Origin of the sequence: Stenotrophomonas sp. VV52 (genome assembly GCF_002893095.1) — a bacterium.
In the GTDB taxonomy this organism is placed as follows: Bacteria; Pseudomonadota; Gammaproteobacteria; order Xanthomonadales; family Xanthomonadaceae; genus Stenotrophomonas; species Stenotrophomonas aracearum.
Genome location: NZ_PKQQ01000006.1, coordinates 286,997 through 307,087 on the forward strand (window position 1 = coordinate 286,997; position 20,091 = coordinate 307,087).

The following is a 20,091-nucleotide window of genomic DNA, read 5'->3' on the forward strand; positions in this document are numbered from 1 at the left end:
CATGCGGGCCCGTCTCCTAGGCCCGTACCGCAGCCAGTACCCCAACCCGCTCCGGTTCCGCACCGGCCAGATCGTCGAACTGGGTGTTCGTGACGAGGAATGGCCGGCGTTTGCCTGGGTACGCACCGATGACGGGCGTGCCGGCTGGGCACCGGTGGCGTGGTTGCAGCGGTTGGACGACGGTCGCGCAGAGGCCCTGCGCGACTACGACGCCCGCGAACTGGACGTGGACAGCGGCGAAATGGTCAAACTGCATCATGAACACGGCGGCTGGTGGTGGTCCGAACGCGCGAACGGCGCGACGGGCTGGCTGCCGGCCCGCGATCTCGAACTGCTGGAAGAGAACTGCACATGAGTGAGAACAAGAATTTCCACCTGCCCGACCTCGGCGAAGGCCTGCCCGACGCCACCATCGTCGAGTGGTTCGTCAAGGAAGGCGACGTGATCAAGCTGGACGAGCCGCTGGTCTCGATGGAGACCGCCAAGGCCGTGGTTGAAGTGCCCTCGCCGTTCTCCGGCACGGTGCTGAAGCTGGCCGGCGGCGCCGGCGACATCATTCCCACCGGCAGCGTGCTGGCCCAGTTCGTACTGGACCCGAACCTGCCGCAGCGCGCCGATGGCCAGGACACCGGCCACAGCCACGGCCACGCGGCCCCGGCGCCGACACCGAGCACCGGCCAGACCGCCCCGGCGCAGCCGGACAAGGTGGTGGCTTCCGACGATGGCGGCGAGATCGCCAAGCCGGGCGCCGAGCGCGAAGACGAAGGCACCGTGGTCGGTGCGATGCAGAGCTCCAACGCCGTGCACGCCGAACAGGCGGTGGCGGTAGGCGGGGTCAAGGCCGTGCCGGCGGTGCGCGCCACCGCGCGCAAGCTGGGCGTGGACCTGACCCGCGTGCGGGCCACCGGCGCCGACGGCGCGGTGACCATGGCCGACGTCAAGCAGGCCGCTGCCGACGGCAGCGCCAAGGTCGGTGCGGCACCGGCACCTGCGGCGGCAGCCCCGGTGGCGGCAGCCGCCCCGGTCGCGCGCGCCGCTGAAGCCCGCGCGCCGTTGTCGGCCGCCGGCAAGCCGATGCGCACCCAGCCGCCGGGCGTGGTCGCCAAGGGCCAGCCGGAGCAGCTGAAGGGTGTCCGCCGCAACATGGCACGGGTGATGGCCGACGCACACAGCAAGGTCGTGCCGACCACGCTGAACGACGACGCCGATATCCACGCCTGGGCGCCGGGCAACGACATGACCGCCCGCCTGGTGCGTGCGATCGTGGTCGGTTGCCAGAAGGTCCCGGCGCTGAATGCCTGGTTCGACGGCGACGCCCTGACCCGCACCCTGCACGCACACGTGGACGTGGGCATCGCGGTGGACACCGACGACGGCCTGTTCGTGCCGGCCCTGCGCAATGCCGACGTGCTGGATGCACGCGGCATCCGCGAAGGCGTGAACCGCCTGCGTGAGCAGGTCGAAGCGCGCTCGATCGCGGCCTCGGAGCTGAGCGGCTACACCATCTCGCTCTCCAACTTCGGCATGTTCGCCGGTCGCTATGCCACCCCGGTGGTGGTACCGCCGTGCGTGGCCATCGTCGCCGCCGGCCGTGCCCGCCACCAGATGACCCCGGTCATGGGCGGCGTGGAAGCGCACAAGGTGATCCCGCTGTCGGTCACCTTCGACCACCGCGCGGCCACCGGCGGCGAAGCGGCCCGCTTCCTGCGCGCGATGCTGGACGACCTCGCGCTGGCCAACTGACCGACTCCACGTGAGGAAGTGACGACGGCCACCGCAGGGTGGCCGTCGTCGTTTTGGGGGGGGTTCAAGCCGGGCCCCGCCGCGCCGATACTGTTCCAACCTCACCCTGTCCCAAGACCGCCGCATGAAGGACCCGCAGGACGCCCTCCCCAGCCCCGGCCCCGGCACTGCCGTGGGGCGGCTGCTGTCGCGCCGCCTGGGCGCGGCCAAGGCGACCGGGGATACGGTGGACACGCCCGTCGCCAGGGGCGGCAGCAGCGCCCAGCTGCAACGCCTGTTCGCCGGCGCCGAGCAGCCCGAACCGCTGCTGGCGGCGTTCGCCGACGGCATGGCCACCCTTCCCGGCGAGCTGGGCGACATGGGCCAGCGCCTGCAGTCGGCCCAGCGCAGCGCCGACTGGGTCAGCTACGGCCGCGCCATGCGCCAGCTGATCGACAAGTACATCCGCACCATCGAGCAGGACAGCCCCGACGGCCCGCCCGACAGCCTGCGCCTGCGCGAACTGCTGCGCATGACCCTGGGCGTGACCGTAGCCAGCCTGCTGCAGAACATGCCCGAACTGAAGGACGAGCCGGTGCAGCTGGCCGCCGAGCTGCGCCACTGGCACCCCGGCCAGCCGCTGCAGCCGCTGGAACTGCGTCTGCGCGAGCTCACCCACCAGATCGGCGTGCGCAGCGACGGCTGGCGGGAACAGCAGGAGCTGCTGTTGAGCCTGTTCGACCTGCTGCTCGAGAACATCGGCGAGCTGCTCGACGACAGCAGCTGGCTGCATGGGCAGCTGCATGCGGTGCGTGCGCTGATCGGCGGCCCGCTGGACCGCGACTCGGTCGAACAGGCGCGCGCCAACCTGCGCGAAGTGATCTACAAGCAGGGCCTGCTCAAGCAGGGAATCGTCGATTCCAAGGCCGCCATGAAGAGCCTGATGGGCGACTTCATCGAACAGCTGGATGGCATGGCGGTCAGCACCGGCGAGTACCACGATCGGATCAGCAGCTATGCGCTGGCGCTGAAGGAAGCGCGCAGCATTGCGGACCTCAACCAACTGCTGCAGGACGTGCTGCAGGACACCGGCCGCGTGCAGGAACAGGCGCTGCAGGCACGCGACCACCTGGGCAACGCCCGCCGCGACGTGGAACAGGCCGAAGCGCGCATTGCCGAGCTGGAACAGGAACTGCGAGACGTCTCCGGGCTGGTGCGTACCGACCCGCTGACCGGTGCATTGAACCGGCGCGGCTTCGACGAGCTGCTGGAACGTGAACTGACCCGCGCCGAACGGCACGGCCACCCGTTGGCGCTGGCGCTGCTGGACCTGGACGACTTCCACCAGACCAACAGCGACCACGGCCACCCCGGTGGCGACGCGATCCTGCGCCACCTGGTCACCGTGTGCCAGCTGCTGCTGCGCAGCTCGGACACCATCGCGCGCATCGGGGGCGACGAGTTCGTGCTGTTGATGCCCGAAACCCCGGGCGCCGACAGCATGTCCACCCTGCAGCGGCTGCAGCGCTCGCTGGCGCAGCGGCCACTGCAGCTGGACGGCCAACGCGTACCGGTCCACTTCAGCGCGGGCCTGGCCCAGTGGCAGCCCGGCGAAAGTGGCGAAGCGCTGCTCAAGCGCGCCGATGCAGCGCTCTACGCCGCAAAGCGCGTAGGCAAAAACCGCGTCCAAGCCGGCTGACGACCCCTGACGGTAGAGCCACGCCCTGCGTGGCTGCGCCATGTCCGACACCGCGACAGCCACGCAGGGCGTGGCTCTACCGGTCAGCCCACCCCGCGTAGCGACACGCCACGCGTGTCCCAAGCAGTGCCGGATTCAGTGCGCGGTCTTGCCGCGCGCCTTCTGGATCCCGGTCACCACCGCCAGCACTACCGCGCCGGCAATCACGCCGACCACCACATTCCCCAGCGCGCTCACCAGCCAACCCCACTGCCCATCCCCGCCCAGCCCCTGGACGAAGTGATGCAGCGCCGGCACGTTGTGCACGAGGATCCCGCCACCGACCAGGAACATCGCGGCGGTACCGGCCACCGACAGGAACTTCATCAGCCACGGCGCCGATACCAGAAGACCGCGACCGAACGCCGCCAGCGCCCCACCCTTGCGCGACAGGTACAGCCCCGCGTCATCCAGCTTCACGATGCCCGCCACCAGCCCATAGACGAACACCGTCATGCCCAGCGCGATCACCACCAGCGCGGTCAACTGGTTGAGGAACGGCGCGGCCGATACCACGCCCAGCGACAGCACGATGATCTCGGCAGACAGGATGAAGTCGGTGCGCACCGCGCCTTTGATCTTGTCCTTCTCCCACGCCACCATGTCGACCTTCTCATCGGCCAGCGCAGCGACCCGTTCGGCCTTCTTCTGCGCGTCTTCTTCCTTCGAGTGCAGGAAGCGGTGCGCCAGCTTTTCCACGCCCTCATAGCAGAGGAACGCGCCGCCGATCATCATCAGCGGCACCACGATCGGAATCGGATAGCCCTTGCCCTTCAGCCACGCTTCCAGCGCGCTGATCGCCAGCGCCGCCGGAACCAGGATCGCCTTGTTCACCAGCGAGCCCTTGGCCACCGCCCACACCACCGGCAGCTCGCGGTTGGCGCTGACCCCGGTGACCTGCTGCGCGTTCAGCGCCAGGTCGTCGCCCAGCACGCCGGCGGTCTTCTTCGCCGCCACCTTGGTCAGGATGGAGACGTCATCCAGCAGGGCGGCGATATCGTCGAGCAACGCAAACAGGCTGGCACCGGCCATGGTCATCCAGGAATCGAAGGGTGGCAGCGATTCTGCCCGATCCGGCCGCGTTCGTCGAAGATCGCCGGGATTCACCAGCCCACCACTTCCCGGCGGCGACACTGCGGGTCTGTATCGCCCCGGAGCCCTGCTTGACTACCACGCCCCTCGTCCCCGGCTCACCCTCGCTGGTCAAAGGCATGAACCGCCGCAGCCAGATCCTGCGCTTGCTGCTGCGCTACCGGCACTCGGGCGTGTTTTCGGGCATGAACCTGGACTCACGCGCCGTCCACGACCTGCCGCCGGAAGGAAATCCGGAGCAGTTCGTCACCGACCTGGAATCGCTGGGCCCCACCTTCGTCAAGCTGGGGCAGATGCTGTCCACCCGCCCGGACATGGTGCCGGTGGAATTCGCCACGGCGCTGGAGCGCATGCAGGAAAAGGTGGCGCCGATCCCGGTCGAGCGCGTCTACGGCATCATCGAGCAGGAACTGGGCGCGTCGGTATCCAAGCTGTTCGCCAGCTTCGACCCGGTGCCGCTGGGCTGCGCCTCCATCGCGCAGGTGCACCGCGCGCAGCTGCATGACGGCCGCGAGGTCGCGGTGAAGGTGCAGAAGCCGGAAGTGGCCGCACAGCTGCGTTCGGACCTGGAAGTGCTGCGCAGCTTCGCGCTGGCCGCCGACCACCTGACCCAGGTGGGCCGCCGGGTGCGCCTGCGCGACTGGCTCAACGAATTCGCCAAGACCCTGATGCAGGAGCTGGACTACCAGGCCGAAGCCGAGAACCTGCAGCGCTTCGGCCAGCACCTGCGTCCGTTCAAGCCGCTGTGGGTGCCGCAGCCGATCTGGGACTACTGCAGCCACCGCGTGCTGACCATGGAACTGGCGCAGGGCGTGCGCGTGGACATGATCCCCGACGTGCGCCGCACCGAAGAACCGATGGCACCGCTGGCCGCCGCCCTGATCCGGGGCTACATCGACCAGATCTTCGTGCACGGGGAGATCCACGCCGACCCGCATCCGGGCAACCTGCGGGTCACCCCCGACGGCCGCCTGGCGATCTTCGACCTGGGCATGGTCGCGCACATGCCGCCGCGCCTGCGCGAGCGCCTGCTCAAGCTGCTGTTCGCCGCCGTCGATGGACGCGGCGAGGAAGTGGCCGATGAGATCATCGGCATCAGCACGCGCCTGGAAGCCTTCGACGAGGAGCGTTACCTGCGCGAGACCGGCCAGGTCATCGCGCGCTATGCGGCCAGCGGCACGTTCTCCGAGGGCCGCGTGGTGCTGGACCTGGTGCGGATCGCCACCGCCAGCGGGTTGCGCACGCCGCCGGAACTGAGTCTGCTCGGCAAGGCGCTGCTCAACCTGGAAGCCGTATGCCGGCTGCTCTCGCCCGACCTGGACACGCGCCGCATCGTCGAACGGCAGCTGCAGCACGTGATGCGTGCTCGCCTGAAGAAATCGCTCTCTGCCGCCAACCTCGCCAGTGAGGCGATGGAAGTGCAGCAGCTGCTGCGCGAAGGCCCGCGCAAGATGTCCGACATCCTCGCCCTGCTGGCCGAGAACCGCCTGCAGATGAAGGTGACCGGGCTGGAAGAATCGCGGCTGATGGAGAACCTGCAGAAGATCGCCAACCGGGTGTCGGCGGGCATCGTCACTGCCGCGCTCATTCTTGCTGCGGCGTTGATGATGAAGGTGGATACCGGCTGGCATTTCTTCGGCTATCCCGCGATCGCATTCACCTTGATGCTGATCGGCGTGATCCTCGGGCTCGGCATCATCCTCAGCGCACTGTTGTTCGACCGACGTGCGCGCTCGCGGGAAGAACGCGGTCATCGCTGAGCTTTCACGCGCGCTTTACCCTTTGCAACACGATGCGGTGTAGGCATCCAGCGCGCGTTTTCAACAAACATTTCAGTCAGGTTCGTGCATGCATGATCGGGTCATCGGCCTGTCATGTGGGTGTGCTTGGCAGCCGGTTCGTCTCCGCTGCCGATGATGCCTATGCCCTGGATCCTGCTGCTGTCGCTGTTGCTGCTCACCTGGCTGCTGCTCGCCTCGGGTCGCTGGGCATGGTGGAAGGCCAGCTTGATGTCGGTGCTGTTGCTGGCGCTCAGCGCGTGGTGGCTGATCAACAAGTTGTCCGGGGACGGACTGAATGCAGCAACGCTGTACCACCTTGGCGCCGACATGGAAGGCGCCGGTGTATCGGACTTCAAGGGCTACATCGCCGGCTTCATCGCACTGGTCCTGCTTTCGCTGCTGCCGCTGCTCACCCCGCGGATCAAGCGCTGGCACCGCACCGCACACGGCCGCAGCGTGTTTGCCGGCTTCCTTGCGCTGTGGGTGGTGGCTATCGGGGTCAGCCCGCTGTACCGCGACGGCCAGCGCCTCTACCAGCAGACGCGTCCGGTCGACTACAGCATGGTGGCGCCGGAGTATCGCGTCCCGCAGCAGGCGTTGCGTACGCCGCGCAACATTGTGTGGATCTACGGCGAAAGCCTGGAACGCACCTATCTGGATGAAACCGCATTCCCGGGGCTGATGCCCAACCTGAACCGCCTCGCCGGCCAGTCGCTGGACGTGCGCGGCCTGGTGTCGGCCGAAGGGGGCGGCTGGACCATCGCCGGACTGGTGTCGTCCATGTGCGGCGTGCCGCTGACCACCGCGCAGGGCGATGAGAACAGCATGGACCGCATGGGCAGCTTCCTGCCCGAAGCAGTGTGCCTGGGCGACTATCTCAAGCAGCAGGGCTACACCAACCACTACATGGGCGGCGCCAACGGGCTGTTTGCCGGCAAGGGCCAGTTCCTGGCCACGCACGGTTTCGACGCAGTCGACGACCTGGCGTGGTTCAAGCAGCAGAAGATCGCGCGTTCGCACTTCTCGCCGTGGGGCGTGCACGACGATGTGCTGTTGGACAAGGCCTTCGACCGCTTCATGCAGCTGTCCAAGGCCGGCCAGCCGTTCATGCTGACCACCCTGACCATGGACACCCACCACCCGGCCGGCCACCTGCCGGTGGCGTGCAAGCGCACCCGCTACCAGAGCGAGTACGGCAACATCGGCATGCTCAATGCGCTCAAGTGCACCGACGTGCTGATCTCGAAGCTGGTCGACCGCATCCAGGCCAGCGCCTACGGGGATGACACCCTGATCGTGATCGCCTCCGACCACCTGGCCATGCCCAATGACCTGAGCCACATCCTGGCCAGGCAGACGCGCGAGAACCTGCTGCTGTTCCTGGGCAAGGACATCGCGCCGCGCCAGCTGGCCGCGCGCAACGGCTCGACCCTGGATTCGGGCGCTACCCTGCTCAGCCTGGTCGACCCCGGGATCGGTGAGATCGGCTTTGGCCGTTCGCTGCTGCACCCGGAGCAGTCCAACAGCGCCAGTGCCGCCGCGTTCCGCGAGGGTGGCAAGGACTTCCCGCGCTACCTGGCCTTCTCGCGCTCGCTGTGGCTGGGCGACAAGACCCGCCAGCTGCGCATCGATGAGGACAACCAGGTGGTGATCGGCCTGCAGCACGTGCAGCCGCCGGTGCTGCTGGAGTACGACAAGACCTGGGACCTCAAGTCGGTCTACCTGGAAAACACCTCCAAGCAGTTCGACCTGGCCGACCCGGCCAACACACTGGCGTACGTGGATCGCTGCACCGCCTTCGAGGACGGCTCGGCCGACGGCGACTGGTGCGCGATGCTGGTCAATCGCGACAAGGGCATCAAGCTTTATCGCGACGACCAGCTGCGCCAGGGCTTCGCCGTGGACGCGCCGCTGGACCCGTTCAACGGCCCGCGCCCGAGCATCCGCCAGGCGCACATGATTACCCAGAAGGGCCGCCGCACCCGCGCCGGCCAGTACATGCTGCAGCTGGTCGCGAAACAGTCGCCCGACCGCGGCTTCTGGATCGAAGCGGTGTCGTCCAAGCGCAAGGTGGTGGTGGCCCAGCAGTGGGTACAGCCCGATGCCGACGGCCGCATCACGGTGCCGGTCGGGCTGGACCACGAAGTGGATGACCTGGAAATCCGCGCCTGGTTGAACCATGCCGAGAAGCTGGCGGTGGACACGTTTGCGCTGATCCCGTCACGACGTGGCAATCGCGGCTGAAAGTGGCGCTGCGGGCTGTACAGCGCGCCCGTTCTGCGATGACACGCACAGCCTGATCGACGCTGGATCGGCAGAATCGGCGCCCGCCGCTGTCGATCCGGGGAGCACATCATGCTGGGCACACTGCAGGGCGCGGGCCGCACCTCGGCGCCGCCGCCCGTTGCGGTTCCTGCACCGATGGAACCGACACCCGGCGTTGCGCCCGTCAGCCTGCGCAATGGGGCGTGGGGTCATGGCAATGACACGACCGACGTCCCACTGTCCCCTGCGCTGACGCGCCTGTTGCGACGCTGCCCGCTGCTTCCTTCCGAGCTCGCCCGGGTCGAAGCGCGGCTCAATGAAGCGCTTGCCGCCACGTCGCCAGACGCGCTGGGCACGCTGTTGGCAGCCGCGCTGAGAGATGCGCCGCTGCCAGCCCGACCCACGGCGCTCGACAACGCGCTTGCCGCCCAGCCCACCGTGCCGATGCCGGTGGCGGACGCGTGGCAGCGGGAATGTGCCCGGGTCGTAGCGGCCCTGCTCAGCGGGCTGGGCCAGCTGCAGTGCAGGCGCGCGGCCGGCATGGCGCTGTATGCCGTCAGCAATGCGGCTTTGGGACCGGAGGGCGCGCGCCTGCTGGCGTGGTCGCAGCAGGCAGCGGCGCTGCCACAGGTGCTGCAGGCGCGGCGCGTGCTGCCCTGGTTGGAGTGGCTGTGCCAGCTGCCGCTGCCCTCGTTGCGCGGTGGCGCGTGGGTCGAACCGCTGATCGCGTTGCTGCCGCACTGGCTGGAGGGCGTGCTGCAGCAGGCCGCTTCCGGACATCGCATGCTGCACCGGACACTGGAACTGCCGTCCACGCCGCTGCGCCTGCTGCTGCTCGGCACGGCGTGGGCCCTATGGTTCCGGCAGCAGCCGACCGCAGCGCCGGCCACGACGACCGGGCAGCGCCTGGCGCGATTGCCCGCGGCGCTCGACCAGCTGGACCGGGTCGGCACCGGCGCACGCGCGCTGTTCGAGCCTGCCAGGTCCGAACTCCCGGATGCCGCGTCGGCGCCCCGGCACTGCACGGCGCTCGCCGCCACGGGTGCATCTGCCTCCACGCACCTGCTGCACCCTGCGCTGCCTGTGGCCATGGCCGGCGCAGCCACCGTGCCTGCGCTGGCGCGGCAGTTCGGGCCGCGACGGGGTGTAGCCCTGGCGGCCGGCGTGGCCACCGCCACGGCCGGCGCCGGCCTGGCTGTGTGGGCGTTCAACGCTGCGGCCACGTCGGCGCCCCGCACCGGCAGCACGCGGTTCGAACCGTTGACGCGGGCTGGAGAACCACGCGACGTCGACACTCGGCGCGAAGCGCCCCGACGACCGACGCGTTCGCTGGATCCGTGGGCAACGGGGCAGGACGAAGCGGCGGCACAGGACCAGGTCGCCTTGATCGAGTCGCTCTGGACGCTGCGCGATGCCGCCGTCACCCAAGGCAGCGTAACCATTCCGCATACCGCGTTCAGTCCCGCGATCGGATCACCGTTCGCGGTGGCACTGCTGGCCATACGGGAGCAGCTGGGCTGGCTCTACCGCCAGGACGACTTCCAGCAACGTCTGTACGCCGAGCGCACGCCGCCCTCGACGATACGGGTGGCCGACGGCCAGGTGCATGCCGCACGGGCGACCTCGGGCACGGTGATCCAGCTGCATCCGCAGTTCGATGCGGACGGTATCAACACCTGGTCGACGCCCACCGAAGTGCTGCTGTTGGACCTGCAGCGCAGCGTGCGCACGGCTGGCGGCTGTTTCGACAATGCCGTTCCCGGCCGCCTCGACTGTGCGCTGGGGTTTTACCTGGGCCACCCCATGTCCACCAGCACGCAGCGACCGCTCGCGATCGACAGCGCCATCCAGCAGCTGGAGCGACGCCTGCAGTTGCCCGACGGGCAGACCGCCACGACCAACGAGACCACGATGCTTCGGGAGCTTCAGCACCAGGTCCGGCAGCTCAAAGCAGCGCCGATCCGCGGGCTGGAACCGATCTGGCGCAGCTGGCGGCCCGATCCGCGCTCGCACCTGGGCCACAACATGGCACTGGCGCGCAGCCTGCTGCTGCAGGTGTCCCAGCACGCCGAGGTCATCGCGCTGTGCTGGCACCACCACGCCGACCCAGCCCAACTGGAGTATCCCGCGCACGGTCCAGTGCTGGCCCGCGGCCTGCAGGACACCCGCGCCGTACCGCTGTTCGACGCCGGCCAACCGCCTGCGGCGTTGGCCGCCATCGACAGCCTGCTGCGCGGCCTCTCCACCCTGCTGCATGCCCCGGTGCGCTCGGATGGTCGGCTGCGGATGCCGGAGATGCTGGCCTACTACGCCGCACCGCTGCCTGCCGCGCCGATCGACGACGCACCGTTCGACGCCTGCCTGGCGGCGCTCGACCGGCAACTGGCGCCACCTCCGCCGCCGACGCCGCAACCCCGTCGCGTGGAGGTCGAGTGGGACGAACGCACCGACGCTTTGGCGCAGCAGGATCACCAGCGGCTGCTGAACCACCTGTGGGAGCGCTTCGATGCACGGCCCCACAGCTGGGAGGAAGCGCTTGAACAGCAGAGCCTGGCGCCCACCGCGTCCTCGCCGCTGCTGGCAGCATGGCGCAAGGCACAGCAGCAGCTTCGCCAGGTCTACGAGCAGCCTGTGATCTGGCTGGACATGCGCCGCCAGAACGCCACCTTCCCTACCCTGCGGGTAGGGACCGACGGGCTCACCGCACAGGTGCGCGGCGGCGGGCGCAGCGTGATCATCGCCGACAGCCTGGCCAGCCGCATGGCGCCTCCGCTGTCGGACTGGCTGGAAGCGCTTTACCGCATGACCGACCGGTTCGGCCGGTTCTCGCCCGGTACATCGGTACCGCTGGCAAATGCCCTCCAGTTCCACGGCGCGTTGCCGCCGCTCTCGACAGCACCCTGCGCGATGCCCCTACTCTGCACACAGGCCCGCCTGCTGCTGGCCATCGCGCGGGTGCACGAGCGCTGGCTGCGGCAAACCCCGATGCAACCGGCCTGGCGCCAGGCGAGCAATGAGCTGCAGGATCTCGCCCAGCTGCTCACGCATCACCCCGACGCAACCGGCGAGGACCATCGTGCCGCACTGGGCACCGCTACTACGACAAACCTGCATCCGGCACTCCATGCCTTCGCCGGACTGCTGGCCTCGCCTGGGCTGCAGGCCACGCTGCAGCGTCGGCAGCTGGTGCCGCGCTGGCTGGGCGTGGATGTCGAAGGCAACGTGGCTGTGCAGGATGCGGCAGGCGTGCTGCATCCGCTCGACCGCAACGACACCTGGCAGCACGACCCTGACGCCATGCCGCAGCTGGCCACCCTGCGCGCGGTCGCGTACCAGCTGGGTAGCCAGGTCCGTTCCGACGGTCGGGTCAATGTATCGGACATCCTGACCGCGCATGGCGGCTGCGGGCCCGAAGAGGAAACCCACTACGACGGTGCGGCACGCTGCGTGGAGCGCCTGCTGGCGGAACTGCGGCTGGGTATGCGCGCGGACCTGCTGCATGCGTGGGATGTACTGGATGCCAGCGACCTTGCCCAGGTTCGCGCCACCACTTCTGACTTCCTTGCGCAGCGCGCTCCTGGCGACCAGACCCTGCTGGAGTATCTCGCCCGGCCGCTGGTCGAACGCGGCGAGATGGCCTGGGACCAGGTGCACCGTGCCAGCCATTTTGTCGCCGCCATGGCGCGTACGCCGCGCGCGGAGGTGCTGCAGACCGCGTTGCTGCGCGCGCTCGGCTGGTACCAGGGCAGCCTCCATGCGCCCACCTCGCCGACGCTGCTGGCCAGCCTGATGCGGGTGGCGATCGTGCTGGACCTGGGTCCACCCTCGAACCGCGATGCGCGGGTGCTGCTGGGCTACCGGCTGCACAAGCCGTCCAACTGGGGGCGCACCTTCGCCGAGATCCGGCTGGACTTCCTCGATTACCTGCGCAGCATGGGGCGCGTTCCCACCTCGATGCTCGGCATGGCGACGACACTGGCCCTGCAGGACGCGGCGCCGGAACTGCTGACGCGCGATGTGCCGCCCAATCTGGTGTATGCCAACACCATCGCTTCGATCCATTTCGTCGCGGGGGTGCACCTGGCCGAGCGCATCCGTCGCGGACTGTCGCAGCAGATGCGGTTCAGTGAACTGCTGACCCTTTCGGCCGACCTGATGGAGGGCAAGGACGTGCCCGAGCTGGTCAAACGGCTGACCCTGCAGGCACGACGCCTGCCAACCCACGACTGGTACGTGTTCCGCCAGCTGGACCGGGGATCTTCGCGACCGATGCGCCGCGCCGAGCGCATCGAGGCGGCCCTGCTGGCCTTCGACCATCGAGTGGCCGACATCGAGCGCGCGGTAGCCGACGTACTGGCCCCGCTGCCTTACCGCATGCCGTTGGTGGAGGCGGAAATCCGCCGGCTGTTTCCGCGGTTCCCCGGGGTGCTCGCCGAACATGCATGGAATTCCACCGGCTTCCTGCTCTGCCACGACGACAACCACTTCGGCCGCAGCTTCCCGTTCTTCGAGCTGGTGGCTGGCGGTGCGCTGCGCAACAGCAGCGACCGTTGGCGGCCGTGCCGCACCTTCGTTCCCGACACGCCGCTCAACCACGCACAGGGTAATCCCCGCTACGAGGCCGCACTGCAGAACGCTTATGCGCGCATGAAGCCGACGCTGCCACGCCTGGCAGACATCAACGCGCGCTATCAGCGTCGCTTCGACGCGTACTTCCGCAACGCGCAGCGTGGCTACGGCGTGCTGATCGAAGAGGCGCTGTACCAGCGACCCGAAGAAGAGCGCGATGCGTTGCGGCGCGGCGATGTCCAGGTGTTCACCCTGCGCACGCATGAGCCCGACCTGGAAGCCCGGCAGGAAACCCGCAACGACACCGACCCGTATCGTGGCCGCTTCGGCGTGGTGTATACCCTGAACATGACCGGCCAGCTGCGCCACTTCCAGCTGTTCCCGCTGCAGAGCCGGATCGTGCCGTTGCCGTTGGACGGGGCCCTGCCGCTCGGCGGCGAACTGCAGAAGCGCAAGGTTCGCCTGCGCAGCGGCAACATGGCCACCGTGCACGTCCGTCGCGGCACGCCGCTGCCAGTGGACTGGGACGCGTATGCCAGCGACAAGGCACCTGCCGCCGGCAGGCTCTCCAACGTGATCGTCGAGCCGCTGCTGGTGCCTCCCCGCACGGGCGACCGCGACAATGTCACCCGCTCACCGTTCCATGCGCTGATCGAACCGGTCCAGTACGGGTTCTTCTGGCTGGACAGGGAAAGCTTCGGAGGCGAGGGCATGGCCCTGACCGGTTACGAGATCTACCTGGGTGGCGCGCCCTTCTGGCTCAGCGCCGTGGACTTCATCGTGCCGTTCGTGGAGAACCTGCGCCGGATCTCGTCGAAGAACCGCAACGAGTTCGCCATGGCCGCCTTCGGGCTATACCTGGAAGCGATCATCGTGGTCGGGCCGGTGGCCAGCGGCATGGTGAAGGTGCTGGCCAGGCCCGGGATGAAGCTCACCGTGCCGCGCCTTGCCGAGCTCTCCAAGGTGCTTGGCCGCGGCACCGTGGACGCGCTCAACCCGGCCGCCGGCAGCGTGGCACTGCTTCGCGTGGGCGTCAGCGTGGTCCAGCGCACCGCGCGCGGCAGGCTGCGCTTCCTGTGGAAGGTGATGGGTCGGCAACCCCCGCCCGCCCGCGCCCTGGGCATGCGCTGGGCGATGCGCGAAGGCATGGCCATTGCAAAGGAAGGCAGCTCGCTCGCTTCGCCGTTGTATGAGATCAAGATGCGCACCGTGGATGGCATTCCCGGCGCAATGGTGTCGCCCCCGCCCATCGCCAGCGGCAGTCGCACCCTGCACCTGGTCGACCCTGCCACGCTGACCCTGTACGGGCCGGCATTGCAGGAACGGCTGGGCGAAGGCGGCAACGCGGCCGGCATGCTGATCAAGGTAGGCGGCAGCCCGCGCACCCCGCACGTGTCGCCGGGCAAGGCGCTCAAGCCGATCAAGCAGGGCGGCAAGGCCTCCGACGAAGACGCCGACGACGAACAGGGCGAGCTGCAGCCGCCTGTGGTGATCCTGCCCGACCACCGCGCACTGGGCGTGCCGGCGGCCCATCGCTGAGACCGGCCGCCGGCGCTGGTCAGGGCGTTTCCGGAGGTGGCGCCGGATCCCGGACCAGGTGGATGTCGGTCGGCGCCGACAGGGCGATGCCTGCTGCGGCGAACTTCTGCAGCATGGTGAAGTACAGGTCGCTGCGCACGCCGTAAACCGCGCGCGGTCCCGAGGTATAGGCGAAGCTGTTGATCGCCACCTGGCCGTTGGCGATCGAATCGATGAACACCGACGGCGCCGGGTCGGCCAGCACGCCCACGTGGTCGGTGTACGCATCGAGCAGTATCTGCCGCACCAGCGTCACGTCTGCGCTGAGCGGTACCGTGAACTGGATCTGGATCCGGCCCTGCGCGTTGCCCATGGTCATGTTGCGCACGGTCTTGGTGATCAGCTCGGAATTCGGCACGATCAGGGTCGACTTGTCGCCGACCTGGATCTCGGTGGAGCGCACGTTGATCCGCTTGATGTCACCTTCCTGGTCGCCCAGCTTGACCCAGTCGCCGATCTTCACCGGCCGCTCGGCCAGCAGGATCAGGCCCGATACGAAGTTCTGGGTGATCGCCTGCAGGCCGAAACCGATACCCACCGACAGCGCGCTGACCACCAGCGCCAGGCGTTCGAAGCCGATCCCCAGCGCGGTCAGCGCCCACAGCACCGCCGCGATGATGCCCAGGTAGCGGGTAACGGTGCTGATCGAATTGCGCGCACCGGCGTCCAGCTCGGTCTTGGGCAGGTAGGTGTCGCTCAGCCAGCGCTGGAACGCCTGCATAACCCCCCACACCAGCAGGAAGGCGAGCACCGCATAGAGGATGTTGCTGGGTTTGAGGGTGATGTTGTCGCCGATGCTGATGCCCTTGGACAGGGTATCCAGGCCACCGTACAGCGCGCTGAGGTTGCCGAACGGCGCAGTCAATGCAATCACGGCCAGCAGGATCACGCCGATGCGCAGTGCTGCCGACAGCAGCACGCCGGCCTGCACGACGCGCGATTCACTGAGCCCGGTGGTCAGCAGGACGGTGCGGCCCACGCGGCTGGTGGGGCACAACAGCCACGTGGCCAGGTCGTCGACGAACTTCATCAGCAGCGAGGCGGCCATCAGCACCACCGCGCCCCAGACCAGCTGCTGGCCGACGAACAGGGCCAGGTTGAGATATCCCAGCAGCGTGGCAATAACCGCCGCGGCCACCACCAGGTGGCCGGCCAGCCGCGCCACCACGATCCAGCCACTGCGGCGCGGCGGACCCTTGGGCTTGGCATTCGGGTCGGCCTGCGCCTGCGCTTCCAGCTTGGCTTCGGCCTCGTCGGTCTGGCGGCGGTGCAGGCGTGCCAGCGACACCAGGATGGCGATGATCAGCGCCATGTAGGTGATCGCGATCAGGCCATCGACCGCCACGGTGGTGATGGTGCTGGTGCGCGCGGCGCGGTTCAGTGCGACCAGCACGATGCTGATCCAGGTCAGCCCGGCCGCACCCCAGGCGTATTTGCGCAGGCGCCAGGCAGCGGCGTCGTCCAGGTTCAGCAGGCGCCACGACGGGCGCTTGGGTACCAGCAGTGCAGCGCTCAACGCAGTGATGAAGGCCGCGATGAAGGTCGCCACCTGCAACATGAGGGCCACGTTCTGGAGTCGCGGCGGAATGGCCCCGATGGCGTCCAGCGAGCCCACCACCACCACCCCCGCCAGCCCGGGCAGCAGCGTACCCACCGCCAGCAGCCACACCGCCAGGCCCGAGCGGCGCAGGCGACCGTCCGGCGCCCGCTCGGACGCCGCGTAGCGGCGACCCGCCGCACGCAACCACAGCCGCAGCGGGAAGAACATCAACAGCGCCACAGCCAGCCCGGTCAATGGCGCGCTCCAGCCGTGCTGGGCAATGGCCTTGCGCGCGGTGCTTTCGCCCTGCCGGTACAGCGCGCCCAAGCGCGTCAGGTCAGCCGGCACGTCCTTGGCGAACTGCCGCCACAACGTGGGCGACAGCGGCGAATTGACCTTGCGGGCCAGCTCTTCGCTGAACTGGGTGACGCGCATCTTTTCGATGTCCGCGCCCAGCTGCTTGGCATCCACTGCCAGCAACTTGGCGCGCGCGATCGCGGCGGCGATATCGGCGCGCTGCTGGGTCAGCGACTTTCGCTGCTGGGCCAGCTCGCGCGCCTCCACGGTGCCTTCCGGAACGGTGCCCAGCTGGGTCAGGCGGTTGTCGAGCTGGTCCAGCTCGGGCTGCAGGCCGCCCTGGGCGGCGTCGGCGTCGCGCTGCACCTTCATGGCGCGGTCGAACAGCGAGCTCAGGGTCTCGCGGGTTTCGGCGTCGGCCAGCGCGTCGCGGATCGCGTCCAGTTCCTTGCCGGCCTGGGACAGCTGCGCCTTGGGCTGTGCGGTGGGATCGTCGGGGGCCTGCGCCCAGGCCCCGGGGGCCATGCACAGCCAGACACTCAGCAGCATCGCGGCCAGCGGCCGCAGCAGGGAATTACGAGGACGGAAAGACAAACCTGCACCTGGAGTTCACGCGGACCACCGCGCCTGCCGGGACTATAAACCGAGCCCTGTTCACACGGAGTATGCGTGTGTAAATCGCATCGTTCAGGCTTCACCCGGCCATGGCGGCAGCCCCGGCATCGTGGCGTCCACTTCCACTACGGGGCCCGCGATGACCACCCATGCCGAACTGAAAACCGTTGCCGATCTGCAGCTGCCGCGCTACGTCGGCACCTGGTACGAACTGGCCCGGCTGCCGATCAGGCACGAGCCTGAAGACTGCACCGACGTCACCGCCCATTATTCGGTGAAGGACAATGGCAACGTCAAAGTGGTCAACCGCTGCATCGTCAATGGGGAAGTGGAGGAAGCAGAGGGCGAGGCCTGCCCGGTAGACAACGATCCCGCACGCCTGGAAGTGAGCTTCCTGCCAGCGGGCCTGCGCTGGATCCCCTTCACCAAGGGCGACTACTGGGTGATCCAGGTGGCGCCGGACTACAGCGTTGCCCTGGTCGGCAGCCCGGACCGCAAGTATCTGTGGTTGCTGGGGCGCGAGCCCACGCTGGATGCCACCACGGCCGAGCACTACCTGGAAGTGGCGCGCCTGCAGGGCTTCGACCTGACCCCGCTGATCCGCACTCCGCACACCGGCCATCCCACCGCCTGATCGCGCATGGACCTCAAGAGCGGCTATCCCTTCTGGGCGGTCAGCAACGGGCTGATGCACGCCTTCCCGCCGCTGCGCGAGGACCGCAGCTGCGACGTACTGGTGGTGGGCGGTGGCATCAGTGGCGCGTTGATCGCCAATGAACTGTGTGCGCACGGCCATGACGTGGTGCTGGTGGAGCAGCGCGACATCGGCTGGGGCAGCACCGCCGCCAGTACCGCGCTGCTGCAGTATGAAATCGATACGCATCTGATCGACCTGGCCAAGCGCTTCGGCGAAGCCGATGCGGTATTGGCCTACCGCGCCTGCGCAGAGGCGATTCCTGCGCTGCGCGCGGTGGCCGCCGGCTTCCGCAGCGTGGATTGCCACCCCATGCAGAGCCTGTACTACGCCAGCAAGCGCCGGCACGGGCCGGTGCTGCAGGACGAGTACGACCTGCGCCGGAAGCACGGCTTCGACGTACGTTGGCTGGACGCGGAAACGGTTCGGGCGGAGTACGGCGTGCCCGCGCCGGGCGCCATCCTCAGCGCGCTGGCCGCGCGGGTCGATCCCTACCAGCTCACCTACCGCCTGCTGATGCGCCTGGCCAAGGCCGGCTGCGCGGTGCACGACCGCACGGTGCTGCACCGCCTGGAACCGACGGCGCGCGGGGTCACCGCCACCACCCCGGAAGGGATGCGCATCCGCAGCCGGCACGTGGTGCTGGCCACCGGTTATGCGGGGCAGCGCTGGCTGAAGCAGAAGGTGGCGCGCAACCGCAGCAGCTACGCCTTCATCACCGACCCGATCGACCCGGGCCTGCTCGGCCCGCTGGCAGACACCATGGTCTGGGAGTCGGCGCGCCCCTATCTGTACATGCGCAGCACCGGCGACCACCGGCTGCTGGTTGGCGGTGAAGACGACGCGGTGGACATTCCCGCCCGGCGCGACCGCCGCATCGCGGGCAAGACCGGCACCCTGCTCAAGCAGGTGGGAAAACTGTTCCCGCACCTGCCGCTGCAACCCGCCTTCTCATGGGCCGGCACCTTCGCCGAGACCGAAGACGGGCTGCCGTTCTTCGGCCCGCACCCGCAGTGGGGACCGCGGATCCTGTTCGCCATGGCTTATGGCGGCAACGGCATCACCTATTCGATGATCGGTGCCGAACTGCTGCGGGCCCGGATCGAGCGCCGCCGCCACCCGCTGGCCGGCCTGTTCGGGTTCGAGCGCCTGGATCGCTGACCCAAACGGCGCCACTACAGGCATCATTCAAGCAACGGCTGCTAGCGTCAGCGCTGTCGGCCGCCTTGCCTTGCCCCGGAGCCCACCATGATCCGCCCGCTTTCCCTGCTGCTGTTGCTGATGGCCCCCGGCGTCGTGCTGGCACAGTCCGCGGCCGGTGCCACCGGCCCGCAGTCGGCCACCGACCTGGACCTGTCGCTGCCGCAGCAGCCACTGCAGTACCTGAACGACCCCAGCCTGCGCGGCGACCCGCCGGGCACCTTCTATGGCGACAAGAGCGGTCGCCGTGCGGTCCAGCGCGATGCCGCCGGCAACCGCATCGCCGACGTGGTCGACGACAAGCTGCGGGTCAACGGCAGCATCACCACCGGCATCGGCTATGCCAAGAACTTCGGCAACACGCACTACAACGCGGCCGAGTTGAACCTCAACAAGAACTACACCAACGACGAAGGCAAGACCCGCAACATGAACCTCAACATCCAGATCAGCGAGGGCAAGGGCCCTGGCTTCTATGGACCGTATGGGGCGGGTTACGGCGGCTACGGCCCCGGTTTCTGGGGCGGTCCGCCGCCGGTTGGCTGGTAAGCCGGCTCAGTCCCACCAGTTGTCGCGCTGGGTGGAAATGATCCGCCCGTCATGGCCGCTCATGCGCACGTCCACGCGCTGGTTGCGGGCATTGCGCGCTTCCAGGGTCCAGGTGGCGCCGTCGCGTTCCACCGACTCGATCTTCGTCAGTCCAGCCTTGCTGGCCAGGCTCAGGATCTGCCCGGCCTCCAGCATCGGACGGCCGCTGAGCGGATCGAAGATCTCCCCGTTGGCCGGGTCGACGATCACGTCGGCCAGGCGGCCGTCGGCGCGGATGACATCGGCTTCCCACACGCCGTCGTCGCGCTCGAGCTCCATGACCTGGGTGTAGCCGGCGGCGCTCAGCTTGGCCTGCACCTCGGCAGCGCTGAGGGACGCGGCAAAGGCCGGGGCGGTGGTGAAGGTGGCCGCCAGCGCGGCGGCAAGGATCAGCTTGTTCATGGGGGTGTTC

General features: G+C 68.6%; 12 protein-coding genes. 9 read left to right on the forward strand and 3 right to left on the reverse strand.

Annotated features, from left to right (window positions below; translation table 11 throughout):
- The first annotated feature begins 1 nt into the window (after position 1).
- The 3 genes from C2U58_RS12350 to C2U58_RS12360 all read left to right on the forward strand — a co-directional run bounded on the left by C2U58_RS12350 (position 2) and on the right by C2U58_RS12360 (position 3,421).
- Entirely contained in the window at positions 2–355 is a 354-nt protein-coding gene (locus C2U58_RS12350; protein ID WP_070207411.1) for an SH3 domain-containing protein, read from the forward strand.
- Positions 352–1,743, forward strand: a complete 1,392-nt coding sequence (locus C2U58_RS12355; RefSeq protein ID WP_102946117.1) for a dihydrolipoamide acetyltransferase family protein — start codon at positions 352–354, stop codon at positions 1,741–1,743. The genes C2U58_RS12350 and C2U58_RS12355 overlap by 4 nt, the downstream gene beginning before the upstream one ends.
- Positions 1,744–1,867: 124 nt before the next feature.
- Positions 1,868–3,421, forward strand: a complete 1,554-nt coding sequence (locus C2U58_RS12360) for a GGDEF domain-containing protein (protein WP_102946118.1) — start codon at positions 1,868–1,870, stop codon at positions 3,419–3,421.
- Between the two features lie 135 nt (positions 3,422–3,556).
- Here C2U58_RS12360 and C2U58_RS12365 read toward each other — a convergent pair whose 3' ends face one another.
- Complete coding sequence (locus C2U58_RS12365) at positions 3,557–4,492, reverse strand: DUF808 domain-containing protein (RefSeq protein ID WP_102946148.1); 936 nt, start codon at positions 4,490–4,492, stop codon at positions 3,557–3,559.
- Between the two features lie 179 nt (positions 4,493–4,671).
- Here C2U58_RS12365 and C2U58_RS12370 point away from each other — a divergent pair, with 179 nt between their 5' ends.
- The 3 genes from C2U58_RS12370 (at position 4,672) to C2U58_RS12380 (ending at position 14,706) form a co-directional block, all read left to right on the forward strand.
- The gene (locus tag C2U58_RS12370) at positions 4,672–6,312 is read left to right on the forward strand and encodes an AarF/UbiB family protein (protein WP_172448139.1); all 1,641 of its coding nucleotides are present in this window, start codon (positions 4,672–4,674) and stop codon (positions 6,310–6,312) included.
- Positions 6,313–6,474: 162 nt separating this feature from the next.
- Positions 6,475–8,577: a phosphoglycerol transferase I gene (locus tag C2U58_RS12375; protein WP_102946120.1), complete on the forward strand. Its 2,103-nt coding sequence runs from the start codon at positions 6,475–6,477 to the stop codon at positions 8,575–8,577.
- Positions 8,578–8,688: 111 nt separating this feature from the next.
- Complete coding sequence (locus tag C2U58_RS12380; protein ID WP_102946121.1) at positions 8,689–14,706, forward strand: hypothetical protein; 6,018 nt, start codon at positions 8,689–8,691, stop codon at positions 14,704–14,706.
- Positions 14,707–14,725: 19 nt separating this feature from the next.
- On the opposite strand, the gene C2U58_RS12385 is transcribed toward C2U58_RS12380, so the two are convergent.
- A complete protein-coding gene (locus C2U58_RS12385) occupies positions 14,726–17,131 on the reverse strand; it encodes a DUF3772 domain-containing protein (protein WP_102946122.1) in 2,406 nt (801 codons plus the stop codon).
- Positions 17,132–17,336: 205 nt separating this feature from the next.
- On the opposite strand from C2U58_RS12385, the gene C2U58_RS12390 reads away from it, so the two are divergent.
- The 3 genes from C2U58_RS12390 to C2U58_RS12400 all read left to right on the forward strand — a co-directional run bounded on the left by C2U58_RS12390 (position 17,337) and on the right by C2U58_RS12400 (position 19,640).
- Positions 17,337–17,831, forward strand: coding sequence for a lipocalin family protein (locus C2U58_RS12390; protein WP_102946123.1), 495 nt, complete (start codon positions 17,337–17,339; stop codon positions 17,829–17,831).
- Between the two features lie 6 nt (positions 17,832–17,837).
- Entirely contained in the window at positions 17,838–19,052 is a 1,215-nt protein-coding gene (locus tag C2U58_RS12395; protein ID WP_102946124.1) for an FAD-dependent oxidoreductase, read from the forward strand.
- 87 nt (positions 19,053–19,139) lie between these two features.
- On the forward strand, positions 19,140–19,640 hold the full coding sequence (locus tag C2U58_RS12400) for a hypothetical protein (protein ID WP_102946125.1): 501 nt from the start codon (positions 19,140–19,142) through the stop codon (positions 19,638–19,640).
- A 6-nt stretch (positions 19,641–19,646) separates the two neighbouring features.
- Here the strand turns inward: C2U58_RS12400 and C2U58_RS12405 are convergent, their stop codons facing one another.
- Complete coding sequence (locus C2U58_RS12405) at positions 19,647–20,081, reverse strand: PepSY domain-containing protein (RefSeq protein ID WP_102946126.1); 435 nt, start codon at positions 20,079–20,081, stop codon at positions 19,647–19,649.
- Positions 20,082–20,091 lie beyond the last annotated feature (10 nt).

Excerpts from the sequence above, each read along its gene's own strand:
- C2U58_RS12355 (WP_102946117.1), top strand. The coding sequence starts at position 352 with ATGAGTGAGAACAAGAATTTCCACCTGCCCGACCTCGGCGAAGGCCTG.
- C2U58_RS12350 (WP_070207411.1), top strand. The coding sequence starts at position 2 with ATGCGGGCCCGTCTCCTAGGCCCGTACCGCAGCCAGTACCCCAACCCG.
- C2U58_RS12375 (WP_102946120.1), top strand. The coding sequence starts at position 6,475 with ATGCCCTGGATCCTGCTGCTGTCGCTGTTGCTGCTCACCTGGCTGCTG.
- C2U58_RS12365 (WP_102946148.1), bottom strand. The coding sequence starts at position 4,492 with ATGGCCGGTGCCAGCCTGTTTGCGTTGCTCGACGATATCGCCGCCCTG.
- C2U58_RS12395 (WP_102946124.1), top strand. The coding sequence starts at position 17,838 with ATGGACCTCAAGAGCGGCTATCCCTTCTGGGCGGTCAGCAACGGGCTG.
- C2U58_RS12360 (WP_102946118.1), top strand. The coding sequence starts at position 1,868 with ATGAAGGACCCGCAGGACGCCCTCCCCAGCCCCGGCCCCGGCACTGCC.
- C2U58_RS12390 (WP_102946123.1), top strand. The coding sequence starts at position 17,337 with ATGACCACCCATGCCGAACTGAAAACCGTTGCCGATCTGCAGCTGCCG.
- C2U58_RS12380 (WP_102946121.1), top strand. The coding sequence starts at position 8,689 with ATGCTGGGCACACTGCAGGGCGCGGGCCGCACCTCGGCGCCGCCGCCC.
- C2U58_RS12385 (WP_102946122.1), bottom strand. The coding sequence starts at position 17,131 with ATGCTGCTGAGTGTCTGGCTGTGCATGGCCCCCGGGGCCTGGGCGCAG.
- C2U58_RS12405 (WP_102946126.1), bottom strand. The coding sequence starts at position 20,081 with ATGAACAAGCTGATCCTTGCCGCCGCGCTGGCGGCCACCTTCACCACC.
- C2U58_RS12400 (WP_102946125.1), top strand. The coding sequence starts at position 19,140 with ATGATCCGCCCGCTTTCCCTGCTGCTGTTGCTGATGGCCCCCGGCGTC.
- C2U58_RS12370 (WP_172448139.1), top strand. The coding sequence starts at position 4,672 with ATGAACCGCCGCAGCCAGATCCTGCGCTTGCTGCTGCGCTACCGGCAC.